We start from the raw sequence: 15,672 nt of genomic DNA, 5'->3' as shown, positions 1-15,672 counted from the left end.
CGATCAGAACCCCTTCGCGCCGATTGCCTTGGCGAGTTGGGCGAACTGGGACTGAGTCTCTGAACCCACCTGAGCGGCAGTCTTCGTGCCGGCGATCATGTCACCAAGGTTCTTGGCCAGGTCGGGATTAGCGATGGCGAGAGACTGCATTGAGCCGACAGAGTCCTTGAGGGTGTCGTTCGAATCGATGAGGGCTTTGGGTACGGAATCAGGCGTGTCAACACCGTTGATGATGGACACGGTGTTTTGTGCCTTGACGAAGGATTCGTAGCCGTCAGATAGCCAGTAGGTGATGAACTGACGTGCTGCAGCCTCCTTTTTTGTGTCCTTTGACTTGAAGGCGACTACGGCGTTGGTTTGGTCGGGGATTGACGTAGCGAGGGTGCTCGACTTGGAGATCGGGAAGAATCCGATCTTCTTGTCGAGGGTGGCGGTGTCTGCATGGGCTGCCATGTTGCCCAACAGGCTCGTAACCTGAATGGCCATGGCTGCTTTTCCGTCGAGCAGTGCCTGGGCTTGGTCATTGAAAGTTGCGGTCTTGATGTCCGAATTAAACAGGCCGTCCTTGATCATGGTGTCGTAGGTGTTGATGGCACCCTGAATCTCAGCGCCTGTGAACTTGTCTTCGTTCTTGTTGACTCTGTCCCACAGCCCGCTGTTGGCGGCGTCGGCCAGTTGCACCTGGACTGCCCACTGGGAGGCCCACCACTCTCCGCCCATCTCGTAGAACGGGGTCTGACCGGCGGCCTTGAGCTTCTTGGCGGTGGCGAGCATCTCGTCGAAATTCTTTGGCACCTGGACGCCATTCTTGGCGAAGATCTCTTTGTTGTACCAGACACCCATGACCGAGGGGGCTGAGACGAAGGCCGCGTAGCGGTGCCCGTCGAGAGAACCGCCGGCAGCAAGGACGTTCTTGTCAGTATTCGACTCCCATGGGGCATTATCGAGCACCTGCAGATGCTCTTTGGCTCCCAGGCTCGTGAGCATGGATGTCGTCGGCTGCCACATGGCCAGGTCCGGAACGTCTCCGGTGGCGACCTTCGTCTGGACACCCTGCTCATAGGGATCGGGGATGGTGACGATCTTGATCTTCGCCCCGGTGGCCTTACTGAAGTCCGCGGCGACCTGCTTGGGGATCGACGCCGACGACTGGGCAGCCCACATCGTCAACTCAACACCGTCGAGATTGGCGGTTGCTGACGGCCAGGATTGTGGCTCTGAGGACTGCGATGAGCCTGAACCGGGGTCGGAACAGGCTGTTAGACACAATGCCGCGGCGGCACCTATCGCGACGGCCTTGAGGGTATGTTTCATTTCTTCTCCATTTCTGCGACGTCAGTGACGCAATTGTGAAGGTCCCGGACGCGGAAGACCCGGCCGGTTGGTTGAGGGGAGGGGCAACTCAGCCGAGGCGAGCCCGATGAGTCAGTAACGTGAATTCCCACATCGGGAACCAGAGCAGCTGGTGGATACAGGGGTTCAAGCCGTGTCCCAGCCAGGTCCGGTAGCTCGAGAACCGTCGATCCATTGCTCGGGCGGTGCCAGACGATGATCACCCCGTCGCGAGACGACTTTTCTCGACGCCCGGTGACGACCCACTCGTCGTCCCAGCTGGCAAGGCCATGTGGCCACCACGGGATGTGGCTGGTCAAATCTGACCGCAAGGTCTTTGCCACCTCCACGCCTGATTGCACGAGTGCGAGCTGGTGAGGGTTCATGCGGTCGACATGGCCGGACAGGTAGAAGGTGCCTGCCAAGGAGGTCGTGACGGTAAAAACGATTTCCTCGTCATCCATATTCGGCTGCGGGTAAGCCCAATTGGCGGCTTGTTCGGGCAAAACCGTCATCGGCGCATTCGCGGCGATGGGCGGGTAGCGGAGTGAATCCTGGAGATCTGATGTGGACTGTACGGCCGCTTGGGCTAACAGGGCGTAGTCGGTGGTCATGCCCCCAGATGCACAGTTTTCAACCACGAGCCCGGGGTGGCGACGTGGTAGGTCGGCCAGCCAGGCAGCCCAAGCGCGGCAGTGCTCCAGCAAACCGTCCCCAGGAGAATCCGCGTCCTCATCGGGGCCAGAACCGACAGAAAAATTGTCATCGAGTTTGAGATAGCCAATTCCGTAACTGACCATGCGGTCGATAACCGTGTCGAGATGAGCACGAGCTTGTGGATTGCGCATATCCAGACGCAACCGATTCTGTTCAACGATGGGAATCCCGGCGCGACGCATGAAAGCCGCCGGTGGTAAATCGTTGACCAGGGGGCTGCGGAGACCGACCGCCAGTGGTTCAATCCACAGCCCCGGCGTCATGCCGTTGGCGACGATGAGATCGAGTGTGCGACGCAGGCCACCAGGAAATCGGCGGGCCGAGGGCTCCCAGCGGCCAACGTCATCCCACCAGTCTGTGGCGTCGGAATGCCATCCGGCGTCAATGCAGTACACCTCGGCTCCGGTGCGAGCTGCGGCCGGAATGAGGGTCGAGAGACGCTCGGCCGTTGGATCAGCCATGAGGGTGTTCATGTAGTCGTTGAAGACGATCGGGGCTGCGTCCGGGTTGCCTCTCAACACGCGGCGGTATGTGCTGAGTTCGGCCACCGCGCCCTGCCAGCCGTTATCGGACACCACCAACGACACCGTGGGGGTGGTGAAAGATTCTCCCGGGTTGAGCTGATGCATCCAGTGATGCTGAAGGTCGGTCGGCCCGAAGAGGCAAATGCCGAGGGTCGAGGAACGCCGGGCTAATTCGACGGTCCAGCCGCCGTTGTGCTCAATCTGCCAGCCCACGGCGCGTCCGGAAGCCGGATCAGTGACGAAGCCCACCGGTTCCCAACGCCCTGATGACCAACCGGATTCCGAGGACAGGACGAAGCGGTCGCGTGGAGATTCGCCGTGCACCTCGGTGCCGACGGAGACGAGAAGATCGGATAGGAGGTGATGGGTCCACCGTTGCTCGGCCATCCATGCGCTGGGTGCCACAAGCACATCGAGGTCATCGAGCTTGGCCCCAGACAGCAAGCTGGCACACATCACAGAGACGGCCGTGAGGTGGACCGGGAGTTTGCCGTCGTTGCGTACGGTCGTTCGCCCGTGCACGGTCGCTGGGGTGGGGTGCCAAAGATCGACGGTGACGGTGAGCCCGGATACGGGATCATGCTGGATGATGCGGGTTCCGGGCCACGGTGACTCGAGCGGTTCGCGGCGAACGGGGCGTAGGCCGGACCCCACCGCAGTCTGGGTGAGTCGGTGATCGACGAAGGATCGGCCGTGTTCGAGCGTGAGGCATTCGACGAGAGGAAGGGCCACCGCGTCGTCGAGGGCTCCGACTGCTAACCCGATCGGTTGGTCGGCGGCTGTCGTGAACCGGAACGGTTCGCTGCCGTGGATGACGTCGTGCATGGTGGTGAACTCCTGGTTGGCCGACACTGGCCGTCGTTCGTGATGCCGTTCACCCTAGGATTCGGAAGACGAGTCGTCCACACGCCGTGAAAATGCTGTTTTCACGTCGTCCTCGCAATCGTGGCCATGTGTCGTAGGCTGCGTGTCATCCCGTTGCGGGGGCACTGTTGCAAAGGAGCACACATGGCACTCATGACGCGTAGATCAGTTTTAGGAGCCGCCATTCTCACTGCGTCAGCTTCGGTGGTTGTTGGTCACGGCAGAGCTGTTGCCGCCGACGCCGACATTGACCTCACTGGCTGGACCCTCCTGAATATTGGAGACGAATTCACCGATCCAGTTCGCAGCTCCTCCCAGTGGCATCGCGGTCTGTGGTACCCGCATTCGGGAAAAGGTCTCTTTCGAGACGCGAATGTGTCTTTTTCTGACGGACAGCTCCGTCTAGCTGCCCGTGCTGAGCAGATTGACACCTTTTCCTACACATTCAGCGCCGTCGAGTCGGTCTTTGACGTGCCGGGCCTGTGTACCTATGTCGAGGTGCGCGCCAAGGCCTTGCCCTCTGCCGCCAACGTGTTGTCGGCCATCTGGATGCAGTCGTCTGCTCTCGACGGTGGCCCCTCCTTGCTTGCGGGTGCCGAGCCAAACCCAGAGCTTGACATCGAGGAAACCTTTGACCACACGAAGATGAACATCGCGACCCATGTCTGGCCAGATAACACGGAAACCACTCACCGAAGCTTTGGGGGCTACTCCTACCCGGTGGGTGTCGACATTTCGCGCGACTTCCACACCTACGGAGTCGAACGCCGTGACGGTCGACTCCGATTCTATTTTGACCGTCATTTGGCCTGGGAGACGAATCCTGGTGACTCTTCGCTGTGGCGGATGTCGCGGCACATGGTTCTCAGTCTTGAGGGTCACCTGGGAACCCCCGTTGCCAGTCAGCTCCCGGCTACTTTCGACATCGACTACGTCCGCACTTGGTACGCTCCCAATCCGGCATTGGAATCTGGCGACTACCTGTTGACTAGTGCGGACGGGAGATTCTTGGTATCCCACGACGGTGCTCCCACCTTGCAGGCGCAGCCTCAGACGTGGCGTGTGGTTCGACACGACGACTGCACCTACAGTCTCTCGACACCTGACGGTGCGGTCCTCGGCGTCGACACCGAGGCCGGGAAGCACGAGGTCGTCGTCGGGTCGGGCCGTCTGACGACGTCGGATGCCGGGGGTAGCCTCAATCGCTGGCACCTGCTTGCGGGTCGTTCGGGGCGTACCCTGCACTCAAAGTTCACCGGCTTGCCGATCATCGTCGCGGACAGTCGGGTGATCGAGGGTGTTGATGGAGACCCAGCGGCGGTCTGGATGCTCACCGAGACAGGTTCATCGCCCGTCCGCAGCTCATCGGCACCAGCGCCGTCCACCCCGGATCGCTCTGTCCCAACAGTGTCGAATGGGGCCTCGTCGCGCCGCGACCTCCCGTGGACGCGCCTGACGAGGTCGGGGGTATGAACCCGGTATCGTCCGGTGCATGGAACGTGATCCGTCCATGGTGCGGAGGCCTTGGTGGCCTCCGCGGTTGGCTGACGTCGCCAAGCGTTCCGGCGTCTCCTTGGCGACGGCGTCTCGCGCTCTGGCACGTCAGAATGGCGCTGAGGGTGCCCTTCCACAGGCCACTGAAGAGATACTCACTGCGGCCGCCGACCTTGGCTATCGGCGTGCAGTCCCTGACATTCCCCGCTTGCATGTCCTCGTTTCCGACATCGGTCGCACCGGCTATTGGGCGACACTCTCGGGTGTGCTGAGCGCGGCCCTGGACCTCGAGGTCGAGACCTCCTTGCATGTGTTGGCGGGATCGCCAGCGCGGTGCCGTTCCACTGTGCAATGTGCCTTGGATGCTCGAGCCGACGGAGTCGTCGTCCTCGAATTCGATTCCCCGAGCGTGGCCCTCTTGCCTGGCTTGCCCGTTGACCTTCCGGTCGCCATTGCCGGAGGGAGACCCGAGGAGGGGGAACCTTGGTCCCGGGCGTGGACCGACGATCATGCAGGTGCAGTAAGAGCTACCGAGTACCTGGCTGATTTGGGTCACCGTCGCATTGCCTATGTCGGAGTGCCTCCTGCAGGACACCCCGATCCACGATGCGCGGGATGGCGCGCAGTCCTGTCTGCCCGAGGGCTCCCACCACTTCAACCGTTGGCGACTGGGTGGTCGGTCGAGACAGGTATGCACGTTGCAGAGGCGGTGCGAGCACATCGGGTGACCGCTGTCCTGTGTGGAAACGACGATGTGGCCCTCGGGCTCTTGACAGGGCTGGATCGGCTGGGGCTGCGGGTCCCCGAAGATGTCTCGGTTGTCGGCATGGATGACCATCCTCACTCAGTGGCTACTCGGCCAGCGCTGACGACGGTGCGGCTTGATTTTGCGGCCGTGGGAGAAACAGCGGCCCGTCTTGCCCTGGGAGAAGACCCGATCGGAACTGTCGAGATTCCTACGAAGCTCATCGTCCGGGCATCTGCGTGTCCTCCGACCGAAGACTGATCCAGCTTGTGATGCCGTCTGTGATACGACCATGACTATGGAGCCAATCACTGCGCTGGAAACCTCCACCCGCATCGCCGCTGGGGAACTCGGAGTCCTTGAGGTTGTGGATGCTGCGTTGGAGGCCGCTCACGCCGACCAATGCCATGCGTGGACGTGGATCGACGACGACGGAGCCCGGAACACGGCCCGTGAACTTCAGCGTCAACTTGACACCGAGCAGGTTCGTCCGGGCCCGTTATTCGGCGTTCCCTGCCCGATCAAGGACCTCGACTCTCTTGATGGCGCGCCGCGCCACGTCGGTAGCAGGGCTGTCGGAGGATCCGTGGCCGACCACGACGACGGCATCGTCACTCGGCTCAAGTCTGCCGGGGCGATCCCGATAGGGACAACGGCTGCGCCGGAGTTCGGACTGCCCTGTTACACCGAGCCGGACGGTCGGGACGCCACCGTCACCCCGTGGGATCACACGCGGATGGCGGGAGGATCCTCAGGTGGCGCGGCGGCCGCAGTCGGGGCTGGAGAGGTGCCAATCGCCCAAGGATCCGATGGCGGAGGATCAATACGTATCCCGGCGTCATGTTGCGGGGTCGTCGGCCTCAAGCCCAGTCGAGGCCGGGTGTCCTTTGGGCCCTATGGGATCGACGGCCCCGGTCTGGTCAGCGGCGGAGTACTGACCCGTACAGTGCGCGACACCGCTGCCGCTCTTGACGTGCTCTGCGAGCCGTGGCCGGGGGACCCTTACTTCGCCCCGTCGCCAACGGAGTCCTTCCTGTCCGTGTGTGACCGCGGCCCCGGACGACTACGCATCGGGATCCTGCGGGAACCGGTCATCACTGACACTCAGGTGCATCCCGACATCATGACGGCCCTGGATCAAACGGCTGGCGTCTTGGAGTCGATGGGCCACATCGTCGAGCCGACGACCGCCCCTTTTGGCCGTGCTGAATGGGAGTCCTTCCAGTGTGTGTGGGAAGTGGGGGCCGCCGCGATTTCGGTGCCACCCGAACGCGAGGAGTTCTGCACCCCACTGTCGAGGTGGCTGCGCGACCGGGGCCGACGTCGCACTGGAATCGAGCTGGCTGAGGCCTTGGCCGGTATCCAGATGGTGGCTCGCCGCGTGGCACAGCATTGGCAACAATTCGACGCCATCGTCAGTCCGACCCTCGCCCAACCACCCCTACCTGTCGGGGCATTGCGCAATGACGACGACCCGGCGGCCGACTTTGACGCCCAGTGCCGTTTCACGCCGTGGACGAGCCTGTGGAACATCACTGGGCGTCCAGCGATGAGCGTGCCGCTGCACACCGCAATGATCGACGGTGTTGAGCTGCCCATCGGCATCATGATTGGTGGTCGAATGTACGACGAGGCTACGGTGCTGCAACTTGGATGTGCGTTGGAACGGGCCCAGGGCGGGTCGACTTGCTGACAATCCATGAGCGGGCGCGCACCATCCGTCGCGCCACAGGATGCGCTGCCGACCGTGTTGCGGAATATCTCGCTGTCTGTCGCGTTTCCTTGACATGACGAACAAGTATGCGAAGCTCGCCAAATTTGAGGACCCTTTCACCCTCACCGTCGTTGAGGAAGAAGAGCCCCATGCCGGTCCCGGACAGGTCAGGGTGCGTGTTGCGGCAGTGGGCTTGAACCCACTCGACTGGAAGGTGGCAGCGAACGCGCAGATGGCGGCTGCCTTCGGTGTCAATGAGCCGACAGGATTCGGCCTGGACATGGCAGGAACCGTCGATGAGGTCGGTGAGGGCGTCGAGGGATTCGCCGTCGGTGATCGCGTTTTTGGACAGACCGGACTAGGTCGGGCGGCTGCCCAGTACGTCGTCATCGACACTCCCGAACAGTCCCTGTTGCACACACCGGACAAGCTTTCCGAGGAGCTGGCAGCTGGGCTCCCCGTTGTCGCGAAGACGGCAGACGGGTCGTTGACGACGATCGGTCTGACCAAAGACGACACCGTTCTCATCGGTGGAGCCGCTGGCGGGGTCGGAACGATCGCCGTCCAGCTGGCTTCCCGCCTCGGTGCCACGGTGATCGGTACTGCGTCTGAGAAGAACCATGAGTACCTGCGCAGCCTGGGTGCTCTCCCCACCACTTACGGTCCGGGACTGGTCGACCGGGTCCGCGAGCTTGCCCCGAACGGTGTCACCGCAGCCCTTGATTTTCATGGTGCCGACACGGCCGAAGCCGCCGTCACCCTCGGAGTCTCGCCCGAGCGGATCGGGGTCATTGCAGGCGGAGATGACTACCCGGCCGGGGTCCGCGAGACCGGCGCAGCCCGGGCCACCGAGGGTGCTCTCGCTCGCATCGCCGATCTCGTTGCTCAAGGCGACGTCATGCTGCCGATCGAGCAGGTGTTCTCCCTCGATGACATTCAAGACGCGGTCGCACTTCTGCGCGGCGGTCACGTGCGCGGCAAGGTCATCGTTCGAATCTGATCATCGTCAGTCCATGAACGGCAGTGGTCCCCCGTATCTACCGGGGACCACTGCTGACGCTGCGAGGATGCCAACCAACCCCGGCTTGTTGCCTTCTGCGCACCGTTCGGATGGGAAAGGTCACGGCACCGCCCAGCAGGACCAATGCCAGCGACGAAGCCTCAGATCACGGGTCGGGGATGTCGACCGGGAAGTCCTTGCACGACGGTCTGCCCGACTTGGGGACCGTCGTCTCGATGTGCATCGACGTCGTTGACGCCTTCGACGTCATGATCAACGTGGCCCCGGACTCATCGGTCGCATGGACCGTCGTACCGTCCACCTGTTGCTCGAAGAACCCCACCTCGTCGAGGCGATCCTGCACGGAGTAGGCAATATTGCCCTCCCAATGTGAAGCCTTGAGCAGGGGTTCCAACCCTTCGTCAGTCGTCCACGTCACGGACCGGTATGCGCACTTCGACCCCGACGGCGTGAATCCGACCTTGCTGTCGTCCAGGTGCCAGGGATGGTTGGGATCACGAAATGTCCCGGTGAGCGTGACGAGGACGCTCTCGTAGGTCACCGAGGCGTTTTCGGCGGTCACTGAGGGGGTCTTGGCGCTGGATGGAGTCTTGGTGGGCGCGACAATCGCCGGCGTCGTCCCATTGGCTACCGGAGTCGTCGCATGGTTGGAGGCATCCTGGTCTGAACAGCCGACCAGGGCCACAACGATCGCACCTGCGACAGCGATGCGCACCGGAACTCCACGTGTCCTCACGGTTGATCATGGTAGGGGGGCGACGAGGAGCGCTGCAATGAACCTTCGGTTTCCTTACAATTGTCGAATCCTCTTGTCAAGCGGGTCGACCCCTGAAATGCGATGTTGTTCATGGATGTTTCATTCATTCGTTACCGAACCTTGGCCTACTGGGGCTGTCGAGTTCAGAGCTCTCCTTGACGATGAAGGTGCAGGCAAGGATCGTCTGCACCCATCAACCGTGAGGACATTCAGACATGGATCTTGTGTCACAGCGACGTAGCAGGAATGCCAGCGCGTTCCTGCTCGCGGCGGTCGTCACCGTCGCGTCGATGGTCGGTCTCGCGCCGACCTCGCAGGCCGCATCCGAATCGAAGACCCTGCTCACCCCCGACACCACGTGGACCTACCTCGACGACGGCACCGAGCCGTCCGACGGTACGGCCTGGGCAACTACCGACTTCAACCCTGGCTCCAATTGGAAGACCGACGCCGGCAAGTTCGGTGCCAAGCGCGGCAAGCTCGCCCCGCTTAGCAGCGAGCACACCCCGACCGTCCTGCTCAACCAGTACCTGCCCGGCGGTAACGAGAACATCCCCGGGTTCTTCTTCCGTACCGAGGTTGACCTGACCGCCGACCAGGCCCAGAGCACCGCCCTGTCCGGCGTCCTCAGCTACGACGACTCGATCACCGTCTACGTCAACGGCAAGCGCATCGCCGGTGCTGACGACGAGGACATCAAGGCCTGGAACTCCTACGGCGGCTCCAACAAGTCCGCTCCCCAGACCTTCAACCTGGCTGACGCCGCAATCGAGGGCTCGCCCTTCGTCGAGGGCAAGAACGTCATCGGTGTCGAGGTCCACAATGGCCGCCCGACCAGCTCCGACATCTGGTTCGCCGTCGACAAGGACGTCGTTCTGGGTTCGACCACCCAGGCCCCCACGATCAAGGAACTGTCGATGCAGATCGGCAGCGACCAGCATGATCGCATCTTCACCTGGGTTTCCGATGAGACCGAGCAGGAGCGTCTGCAGCTTGCCCTCGCCCCGGCCAAGGACGACGATCCCTTCCCGACCGAGCTCATCGCCGACGAGCCTGCCTCCACCTCCACCATCGACAAGGAGCAGTTCTCCGACTACGTCTTCCACCGCAGCGACGTCAAGGGCCTCAAGCCCAACACCAAGTACGTCTACCGCGCCGGATCCGAGCGTGGCTGGAGCAAGACCTACTCCTTCACCACCGACTCGATGGACCCGACCAAGGACTTCACCTTCCTCATGGTCGGTGACCCGCAGATCGGCGCCAGCGGACGCTTCACCAAGGACCCCAACATCCACGGTGACTGGTGGGTCAAGACGATGGAGCGCGCTCAGAAGGCCTACCCGAACTCGTCGATGCTGCTGTCCTTGGGTGACCAGATCAACGGCTTCGACGACTACGACGTCCTCGGCACCCAGTACGAGAACTTCTACCGCCCCGACATCCTGCGCACCCAGCCGCTGGTGACGACGATCGGCAACCACGACATCTCGCCCATCTACGAGAACTTCTTCGGACGCCCGAACGTTGACAAGCAGTACGGTGCCGGCAACCCCGAGCAGGCCAACGGCGACTACTGGTTCAAGTTCAACGGCATCCTGTTCGTGAACATCAACTCCAACGACCTCAACTACGACGGCGCCAACGGTCACATTGAGTACCTGCGCAAGATCGACGCCGAGCACGGCAAGGATCCTGACGTGCGTTGGAAGTTCGTCATCCAGCACCACAACATGTTCTCCAACGCCTCGCACTCGCGTGACAAGAACATCCGTGAATGGCGCAAGATGATTCCGGTCGTCTCCGAGCTCGGCTTCGCCGGTGTCCTCAACGGCCATGATCACGTCTACACCCGCGCCCACCTCATCGACCCGAAGGTGAACCCGGTTGACGCCGACCGCACCGATGACAAGGCCCTCAGCGAGTACCACCCGCAGGACGGCGAGGGCTTCTACCTCACCGCCAACTCCGGCTCCGGCTCCAAGTTCTACGACGAGAAGCCGACCGACTGGGACGACGTCTACAAGTACGTCTCGGTGCACGCACAGACGATGACCCCGAACTACACCGCGGTCAAGGTCAGCAACGACAAGATCACCTTCTCCACCTTCGCCCAGGCTGTCCGCAGTGACGGCCCGGTCGAGAAGGTCGACGAGGTCACCCTGTACCAGGTCGACAAGACCGCTCCGACCTTCAAGGGTGTCGAGGACACCGAGGTTGAGCAGGGTGCCAGCTTCGACCCGATGGCCGGTGTCAGCGTCGCCGACGACCTCGACGGTGACATCGATGCCGCCAACATCAAGGTTGACGGAGATGTCGACACCACTCAGCTCGGCGACTACGAGGTGACCTACGAGGTGACCGACAAGGCTGGAAACACTGCCAAGGCCGTTCGCAAGGTGACCGTGGTCGAGAAGAAGGAGACCCCGTCTCCGACTCCGGCCCCGTCTGAGTCCGAGTCGGCGACCCCGTCTCCTTCTGAGTCGGCGACCCCGGCCCCGAGTGAGTCGGCCACTGCGTCTCCGGCCCCGAGTGAGTCCGAGTCGGCCAGCCCGTCTCCGAGCGGTTCCGCCAGCACCCCGAGTGCTGCACCCGCGACTGTCTCGAGCAGCGTCGTCGTGAGTGGTGGCTCCGCTGGCCAGGGTTACCGCCCGGCGGCTCTGCCCAAGACCGGTGTGTGATCGATGATTGACGCGGTGCCGTGAGGGACTCTCCTGGAGTTCCAAGCGGCACCGGGGATACCAACAGGCCCGGCCACCTCAGGGTGGCCGGGCCTGTGCGTGTCTGACGAAAATCATCATGCCGGGTAGGCCCGGGTCAATTCCATTGCTCGACGCCACCGTGGGCTGACGAAAATCGTCAGCTCGGTGGGGGTTGGGGATCTGTGGGGGTTGAGGTCATCCCCGGGCTGACAAAAACCGCCGCTTCGACCGGTGGGGAGGTAGAAAACTCTGCCCACACGCAACTGCCCCCAGACCAGGACGGTCCGGGGGCAGCAAATTGAGGTTAGGCGCTCAGTTCATCTTCATGGTGCCGGTCTCGAGGAACCGGGTGTGCCAGCTGTAGGCCTCGCTCAGCAGGTGCGGGGTGTGCTTGAACTTGCAGTCACGCAGCGCACGCTCGTAGTAGTCCATCAGCATCGGACGGTAGTCCGGGTGGGCGCAGTTCTCGATGATCTTCGGCGCGCGCTGACGCGGAGCCAGACCACGCAGATCGGCGATGCCCTGCTCGGTGATGATGACCATGCCGTCGTGCTCGGTGTGATCGACGTGCGAGACCATCGGGACGATCGCCGAAATGTCGCCGTTCTTGGCCGTCGACGGGGACACGAAGGCCGAAATGTAGGCGTTACGGGTGAAGTCACCGGACCCACCGATACCGTTCATCATTCGCGAGCCCATGACGTGGGTCGAGTTGACGTTGCCGTAGATGTCGGCCTCGATCATGCCGTTGGCACCGACAACACCCAGACGACGGATCGCCTCGGGATGGTTCGAAATCTCCTGCGGGCGCAGAATGATGTGCTCGCGGTAGAAGGCCGCGTTCTCGTTCATCTTGTGCGCGTATTCAGGCGACAGTGAGAAAGCAGTGGCCGAGGCGACGTCAAGCTTGCCGGCGTCGATGAGGTCGATCATGCCGTCCTGGATGACCTCGGTGTAGGAGGTCAGGTGCTCCAGGTCGGAGTGCAGCAGCCCGTCGAGAACGGCGTTCGGAATGTTGCCGACCCCCGACTGCAGCGGCAGCAGGTTCTTCGGCATACGCCCCTGCTTGACCTCGTTGTCGTAGAAGTCCAGCAGGTAGCCAGCGATCTTGCGGGAGTCGTCGTCGATTGGCTTGAACGGGGTGTTGCGGTCAGGATCGGAGGTCTCGACGACGGCAACCACCTTGTTCTGCGGAATGCGCAAGTATTTCTCGCCGATGCGGTCTCCGGGGTGGGTGATCGGAATCGGCACGCGGTTCGGGGGCAGCGCGAAGCCGTAGTAGATGTCGTGCATGCCCTCGAGATCCTCGGACTGCCACGAGTTGACCTCAACGATGACCTTGTCGGCCTTCTCCACCCACACGTTGTTGTTGCCGATGGAAGAGGTGGGGATGATGTGCCCGTCCTCGGTGATCTTGGCGGCCTCGATGATGGCGAAATCAATGTTGCCGAAGAATCCCTCGCGCACCATCATGCCGGCCTCGGAGAGGTGGATGTCGGTGTAGAAAGAGGTGCCGTCGTTGATCTTGTTACGCATCTGGGGATCGGACTGGTAGGGCATGCGCCAGCCGATGCCGTCAACGGAGGCGAGGGCGCCATCCAGTTCAGGAGCGGTCGAGGCTCCGGTGAACACGTTGACGGTGAACTTCTCGCCTCGATCGTGGGATTCCTTGATGCGCTTGGCGAGTGCGCCCGGAAGCGCCTTGGGGTAGCCCGACCCAGTGAATCCACCGAATCCGATCTGGTCGCCGTCATTGATGAGGGCAGCCGCGTCTTCGGCGCTCATCAATTTCTGACGATGGGTTGCGTTGGCAATCCGCTCTGACATCTGTCCTCCTGCCGCCGTGCGGCTGGTTGTCGGTGACGGCACACGGCACTACCCATGAACCGTCGAAGAAAGACTGTTTCGTCCCCGGTGAAGGCGGTCCGAAACCTTGACAACACTGTATAGGGGGGAGCTGGGTGTGGGATGGGGCACCCCTACCTATTGGGTCCGTAATCGCACTGCTGTTCCTCGGGAACGTGGCGCGCTCGCACACCTGTGCACGACGAGCCTGAGACACCCCTTGTCGGACGCGCAGTGGGGCGTCCAACCAGGGCCATGATCACAAGGTCGTGACGCTGATCGTCGTCGTCAGGACGAGGTCCCCCTCGGGTTCGAGGGTGATGGCGTTGTCCTTGCACACACCGGTCTCGACGCACACGAAGTCTCGCCAGGCCCGGGCCGTCGGGCTGTCGCCGATTCCCGACGAGGAGCGCGGGTTCCAGATCACCGCGCTGGGGCAATGGGTCGTCGCCAGATGAATCTCGCGTCCCCACGCCGGGTCGACGAGGGTCAGTTCCGGCCCGACTCCCTGGAGGACGGTGTCAGTGTCGGGAGCCATGACAAGTTCGCCGGCGTCGAAGAACCCCTTGTCACCGGTTGCGAAATTGTGCCAGTCGGCTCCCTTCACCCCCCGGACGCGGGCCTGCTCGGCGTCTTTGACACGCAGGTAGGTGTGCCACATTCCCTCGACGGTGCGGGGCTGGTCGTCACGGTTGGTGAGCGTGAGCGTCATCTTCAGGCGGGTGTCGGTCATGACGACCTCATGGCGAATCTCGATGGAATCGGTCTCGGCGGTTCCCACAACCTGAAAGGGCTCTGCAAAGGATTCTGCAAAAGGTTCTGCCGCCGTCACCTGGAAGTCTGTGCGGCGAGCCAGGCCGTGCTGGGGATCCTGGTCGTTGTTGGGTCCGTGACCAAACCACGGAGCACACAGCGGGATACCTCCCCGGATGACCGCGTCGGACTCGTCGGTGTGCGCGGCGTCGAACCAGATGACGGGCTTGTCGTCGGCCTGCCATGCCAACACCTGGCAGCCGTGCTCGGCCACTTGCCACGTGCCGTCATGAGCGCTGTGAAGGTTCCCGAGAAGATTGGTCATGGTCCTATGATCGTGGTCATCGCGCCCACACTGCGCGAACTGCGTCGATCCGCTCACACCGGATGGTGTTTCGTGCCGCCTCGACGGCAATGGGCTTGGCACAAAAGGCGATCGCCATCCCGGCAACGGCGAACATGTCGAGGTCGTTGGCCCCGTCTCCCACGGCAATCGTTTGTTCCAGGGGGACCTCGCGTTCAGCGGCCCAGCGACGCAGCCAGGCGGCTTTGGCAGCCCGATCGACGATGTCCCCGACGACCCGACCGGTGAGATGGTCGTCGACGATCTCCAATTCATTGGAAGCCGTGACGTCAGCGCCGATCTGTTCGGCGAGTGGGGTGACGAGGGCCGTGAATCCCCCCGAGACCAAGCCCACAGCCGCCCCGACCTCGTGTGCAGCAGCCACGAGCTCGGCCGCCCCAGGCGTGACGACGGTGGCCTTGCGAGCCTCCTCCAGGGCTCCGACGTGCAGACCCTCCAGACACCTCACGCGCTCGTGGAGGGACTGGGCGAAGTCGAGCTGTCCGGCCATCGCCCGGGCAGTGATCTCGCTGACCTCCTCGGCCTTTCCGGCGCACTCGGCCAGCAGATCGATGGCTTCGGTGCGCGTGATGGTGGAGTCGACGTCACAGACGATGAGCCCCGGCGGCTCGCTGGCCAGGAGGCCGTGGGGATGCAGCACACCGATCCCGTGGGAGGCGGCCATGTCGCGCACCTGCGTCATATTGCCCTCGAAGGACATGGCGTACTCGAAAATGTGGGCGGCCCAGTCACCAGTGTGAATGCCGCGCATACAGGCGGCATCGGGCCACAACAGACTGCCGGGGAAGCGGAGGCTGGGGCGATCGTCACTGACGAGGATGACGCGAGAACTCATGACACCAC

The 15,672-nt window shown here is 62.6% G+C and carries 11 protein-coding genes; 5 read left to right on the top strand and 6 right to left on the bottom strand.

Annotation, left to right across the window (positions count from 1 at the left end):
* Nucleotides 1-3 precede the first annotated feature (3 nt).
* Together O6R08_RS09445 and O6R08_RS09440 are read right to left on the bottom strand one after the other, a co-directional pair.
* On the bottom strand, nucleotides 4-1,314 hold the full coding sequence (locus O6R08_RS09445; RefSeq protein ID WP_271417891.1) for an ABC transporter substrate-binding protein: 1,311 nt from the start codon (nucleotides 1,312-1,314) through the stop codon (nucleotides 4-6).
* Nucleotides 1,311-3,398, bottom strand: coding sequence for a glycoside hydrolase family 36 protein (locus O6R08_RS09440; RefSeq protein ID WP_271417890.1), 2,088 nt, complete (start codon nucleotides 3,396-3,398; stop codon nucleotides 1,311-1,313). Before O6R08_RS09440 ends, O6R08_RS09445 begins: the two co-directional genes overlap by 4 nt.
* Nucleotides 3,399-3,581: 183 nt before the next feature.
* Here O6R08_RS09440 and O6R08_RS09435 point away from each other — a divergent pair, with 183 nt between their 5' ends.
* The 4 genes from O6R08_RS09435 to O6R08_RS09420 all read left to right on the top strand — a co-directional run bounded on the left by O6R08_RS09435 (nucleotide 3,582) and on the right by O6R08_RS09420 (nucleotide 8,390).
* Nucleotides 3,582-4,910: a glycoside hydrolase family 16 protein gene (locus O6R08_RS09435; protein WP_271417889.1), complete on the top strand. Its 1,329-nt coding sequence runs from the start codon at nucleotides 3,582-3,584 to the stop codon at nucleotides 4,908-4,910.
* A 19-nt stretch (nucleotides 4,911-4,929) separates the two neighbouring features.
* Entirely contained in the window at nucleotides 4,930-5,937 is a 1,008-nt protein-coding gene (locus O6R08_RS09430; RefSeq protein WP_271417888.1) for a LacI family DNA-binding transcriptional regulator, read from the top strand.
* Between the two features lie 31 nt (nucleotides 5,938-5,968).
* Nucleotides 5,969-7,369, top strand: coding sequence for an amidase (locus O6R08_RS09425; protein WP_271417887.1), 1,401 nt, complete (start codon nucleotides 5,969-5,971; stop codon nucleotides 7,367-7,369).
* A 94-nt stretch (nucleotides 7,370-7,463) separates the two neighbouring features.
* The gene (locus O6R08_RS09420) at nucleotides 7,464-8,390 is read left to right on the top strand and encodes an NADP-dependent oxidoreductase (RefSeq protein WP_271417886.1); all 927 of its coding nucleotides are present in this window, start codon (nucleotides 7,464-7,466) and stop codon (nucleotides 8,388-8,390) included.
* A gap of 166 nt (nucleotides 8,391-8,556) precedes the next feature.
* Here O6R08_RS09420 and O6R08_RS09415 read toward each other — a convergent pair whose 3' ends face one another.
* Nucleotides 8,557-9,147 (bottom strand): hypothetical protein, encoded by a 591-nt coding sequence (locus O6R08_RS09415; RefSeq protein WP_271417885.1) that lies wholly within the window; start codon nucleotides 9,145-9,147, stop codon nucleotides 8,557-8,559.
* A gap of 236 nt (nucleotides 9,148-9,383) precedes the next feature.
* Between O6R08_RS09415 and O6R08_RS09410 the strand changes: the two genes are divergently transcribed.
* Nucleotides 9,384-11,846: an immunoglobulin-like domain-containing protein gene (locus O6R08_RS09410; protein WP_271417884.1), complete on the top strand. Its 2,463-nt coding sequence runs from the start codon at nucleotides 9,384-9,386 to the stop codon at nucleotides 11,844-11,846.
* A 333-nt stretch (nucleotides 11,847-12,179) separates the two neighbouring features.
* On the opposite strand, the gene O6R08_RS09405 is transcribed toward O6R08_RS09410, so the two are convergent.
* The 3 genes from O6R08_RS09405 to serB all read right to left on the bottom strand — a co-directional run bounded on the left by O6R08_RS09405 (nucleotide 12,180) and on the right by serB (nucleotide 15,664).
* Nucleotides 12,180-13,694 carry an acetyl-CoA hydrolase/transferase family protein gene (locus tag O6R08_RS09405; RefSeq protein WP_271417883.1) on the bottom strand — a complete coding sequence of 505 codons (1,515 nt, stop codon included), beginning with the start codon at nucleotides 13,692-13,694 and terminating at the stop codon, nucleotides 12,180-12,182.
* 277 nt (nucleotides 13,695-13,971) lie between these two features.
* Complete coding sequence (locus O6R08_RS09400) at nucleotides 13,972-14,790, bottom strand: aldose epimerase family protein (protein WP_271417882.1); 819 nt, start codon at nucleotides 14,788-14,790, stop codon at nucleotides 13,972-13,974.
* A gap of 16 nt (nucleotides 14,791-14,806) precedes the next feature.
* Nucleotides 14,807-15,664 (bottom strand): phosphoserine phosphatase SerB, encoded by an 858-nt coding sequence (gene serB, locus O6R08_RS09395; protein WP_271417881.1) that lies wholly within the window; start codon nucleotides 15,662-15,664, stop codon nucleotides 14,807-14,809.
* Nucleotides 15,665-15,672 lie beyond the last annotated feature (8 nt).

It is taken from the genome of Cutibacterium equinum (genome assembly GCF_028021195.1).
GTDB lineage: Bacteria > Actinomycetota > Actinomycetes > Propionibacteriales > Propionibacteriaceae > Cutibacterium > Cutibacterium equinum.
This window is presented reverse-complemented; position numbering and strand designations above follow the sequence as displayed.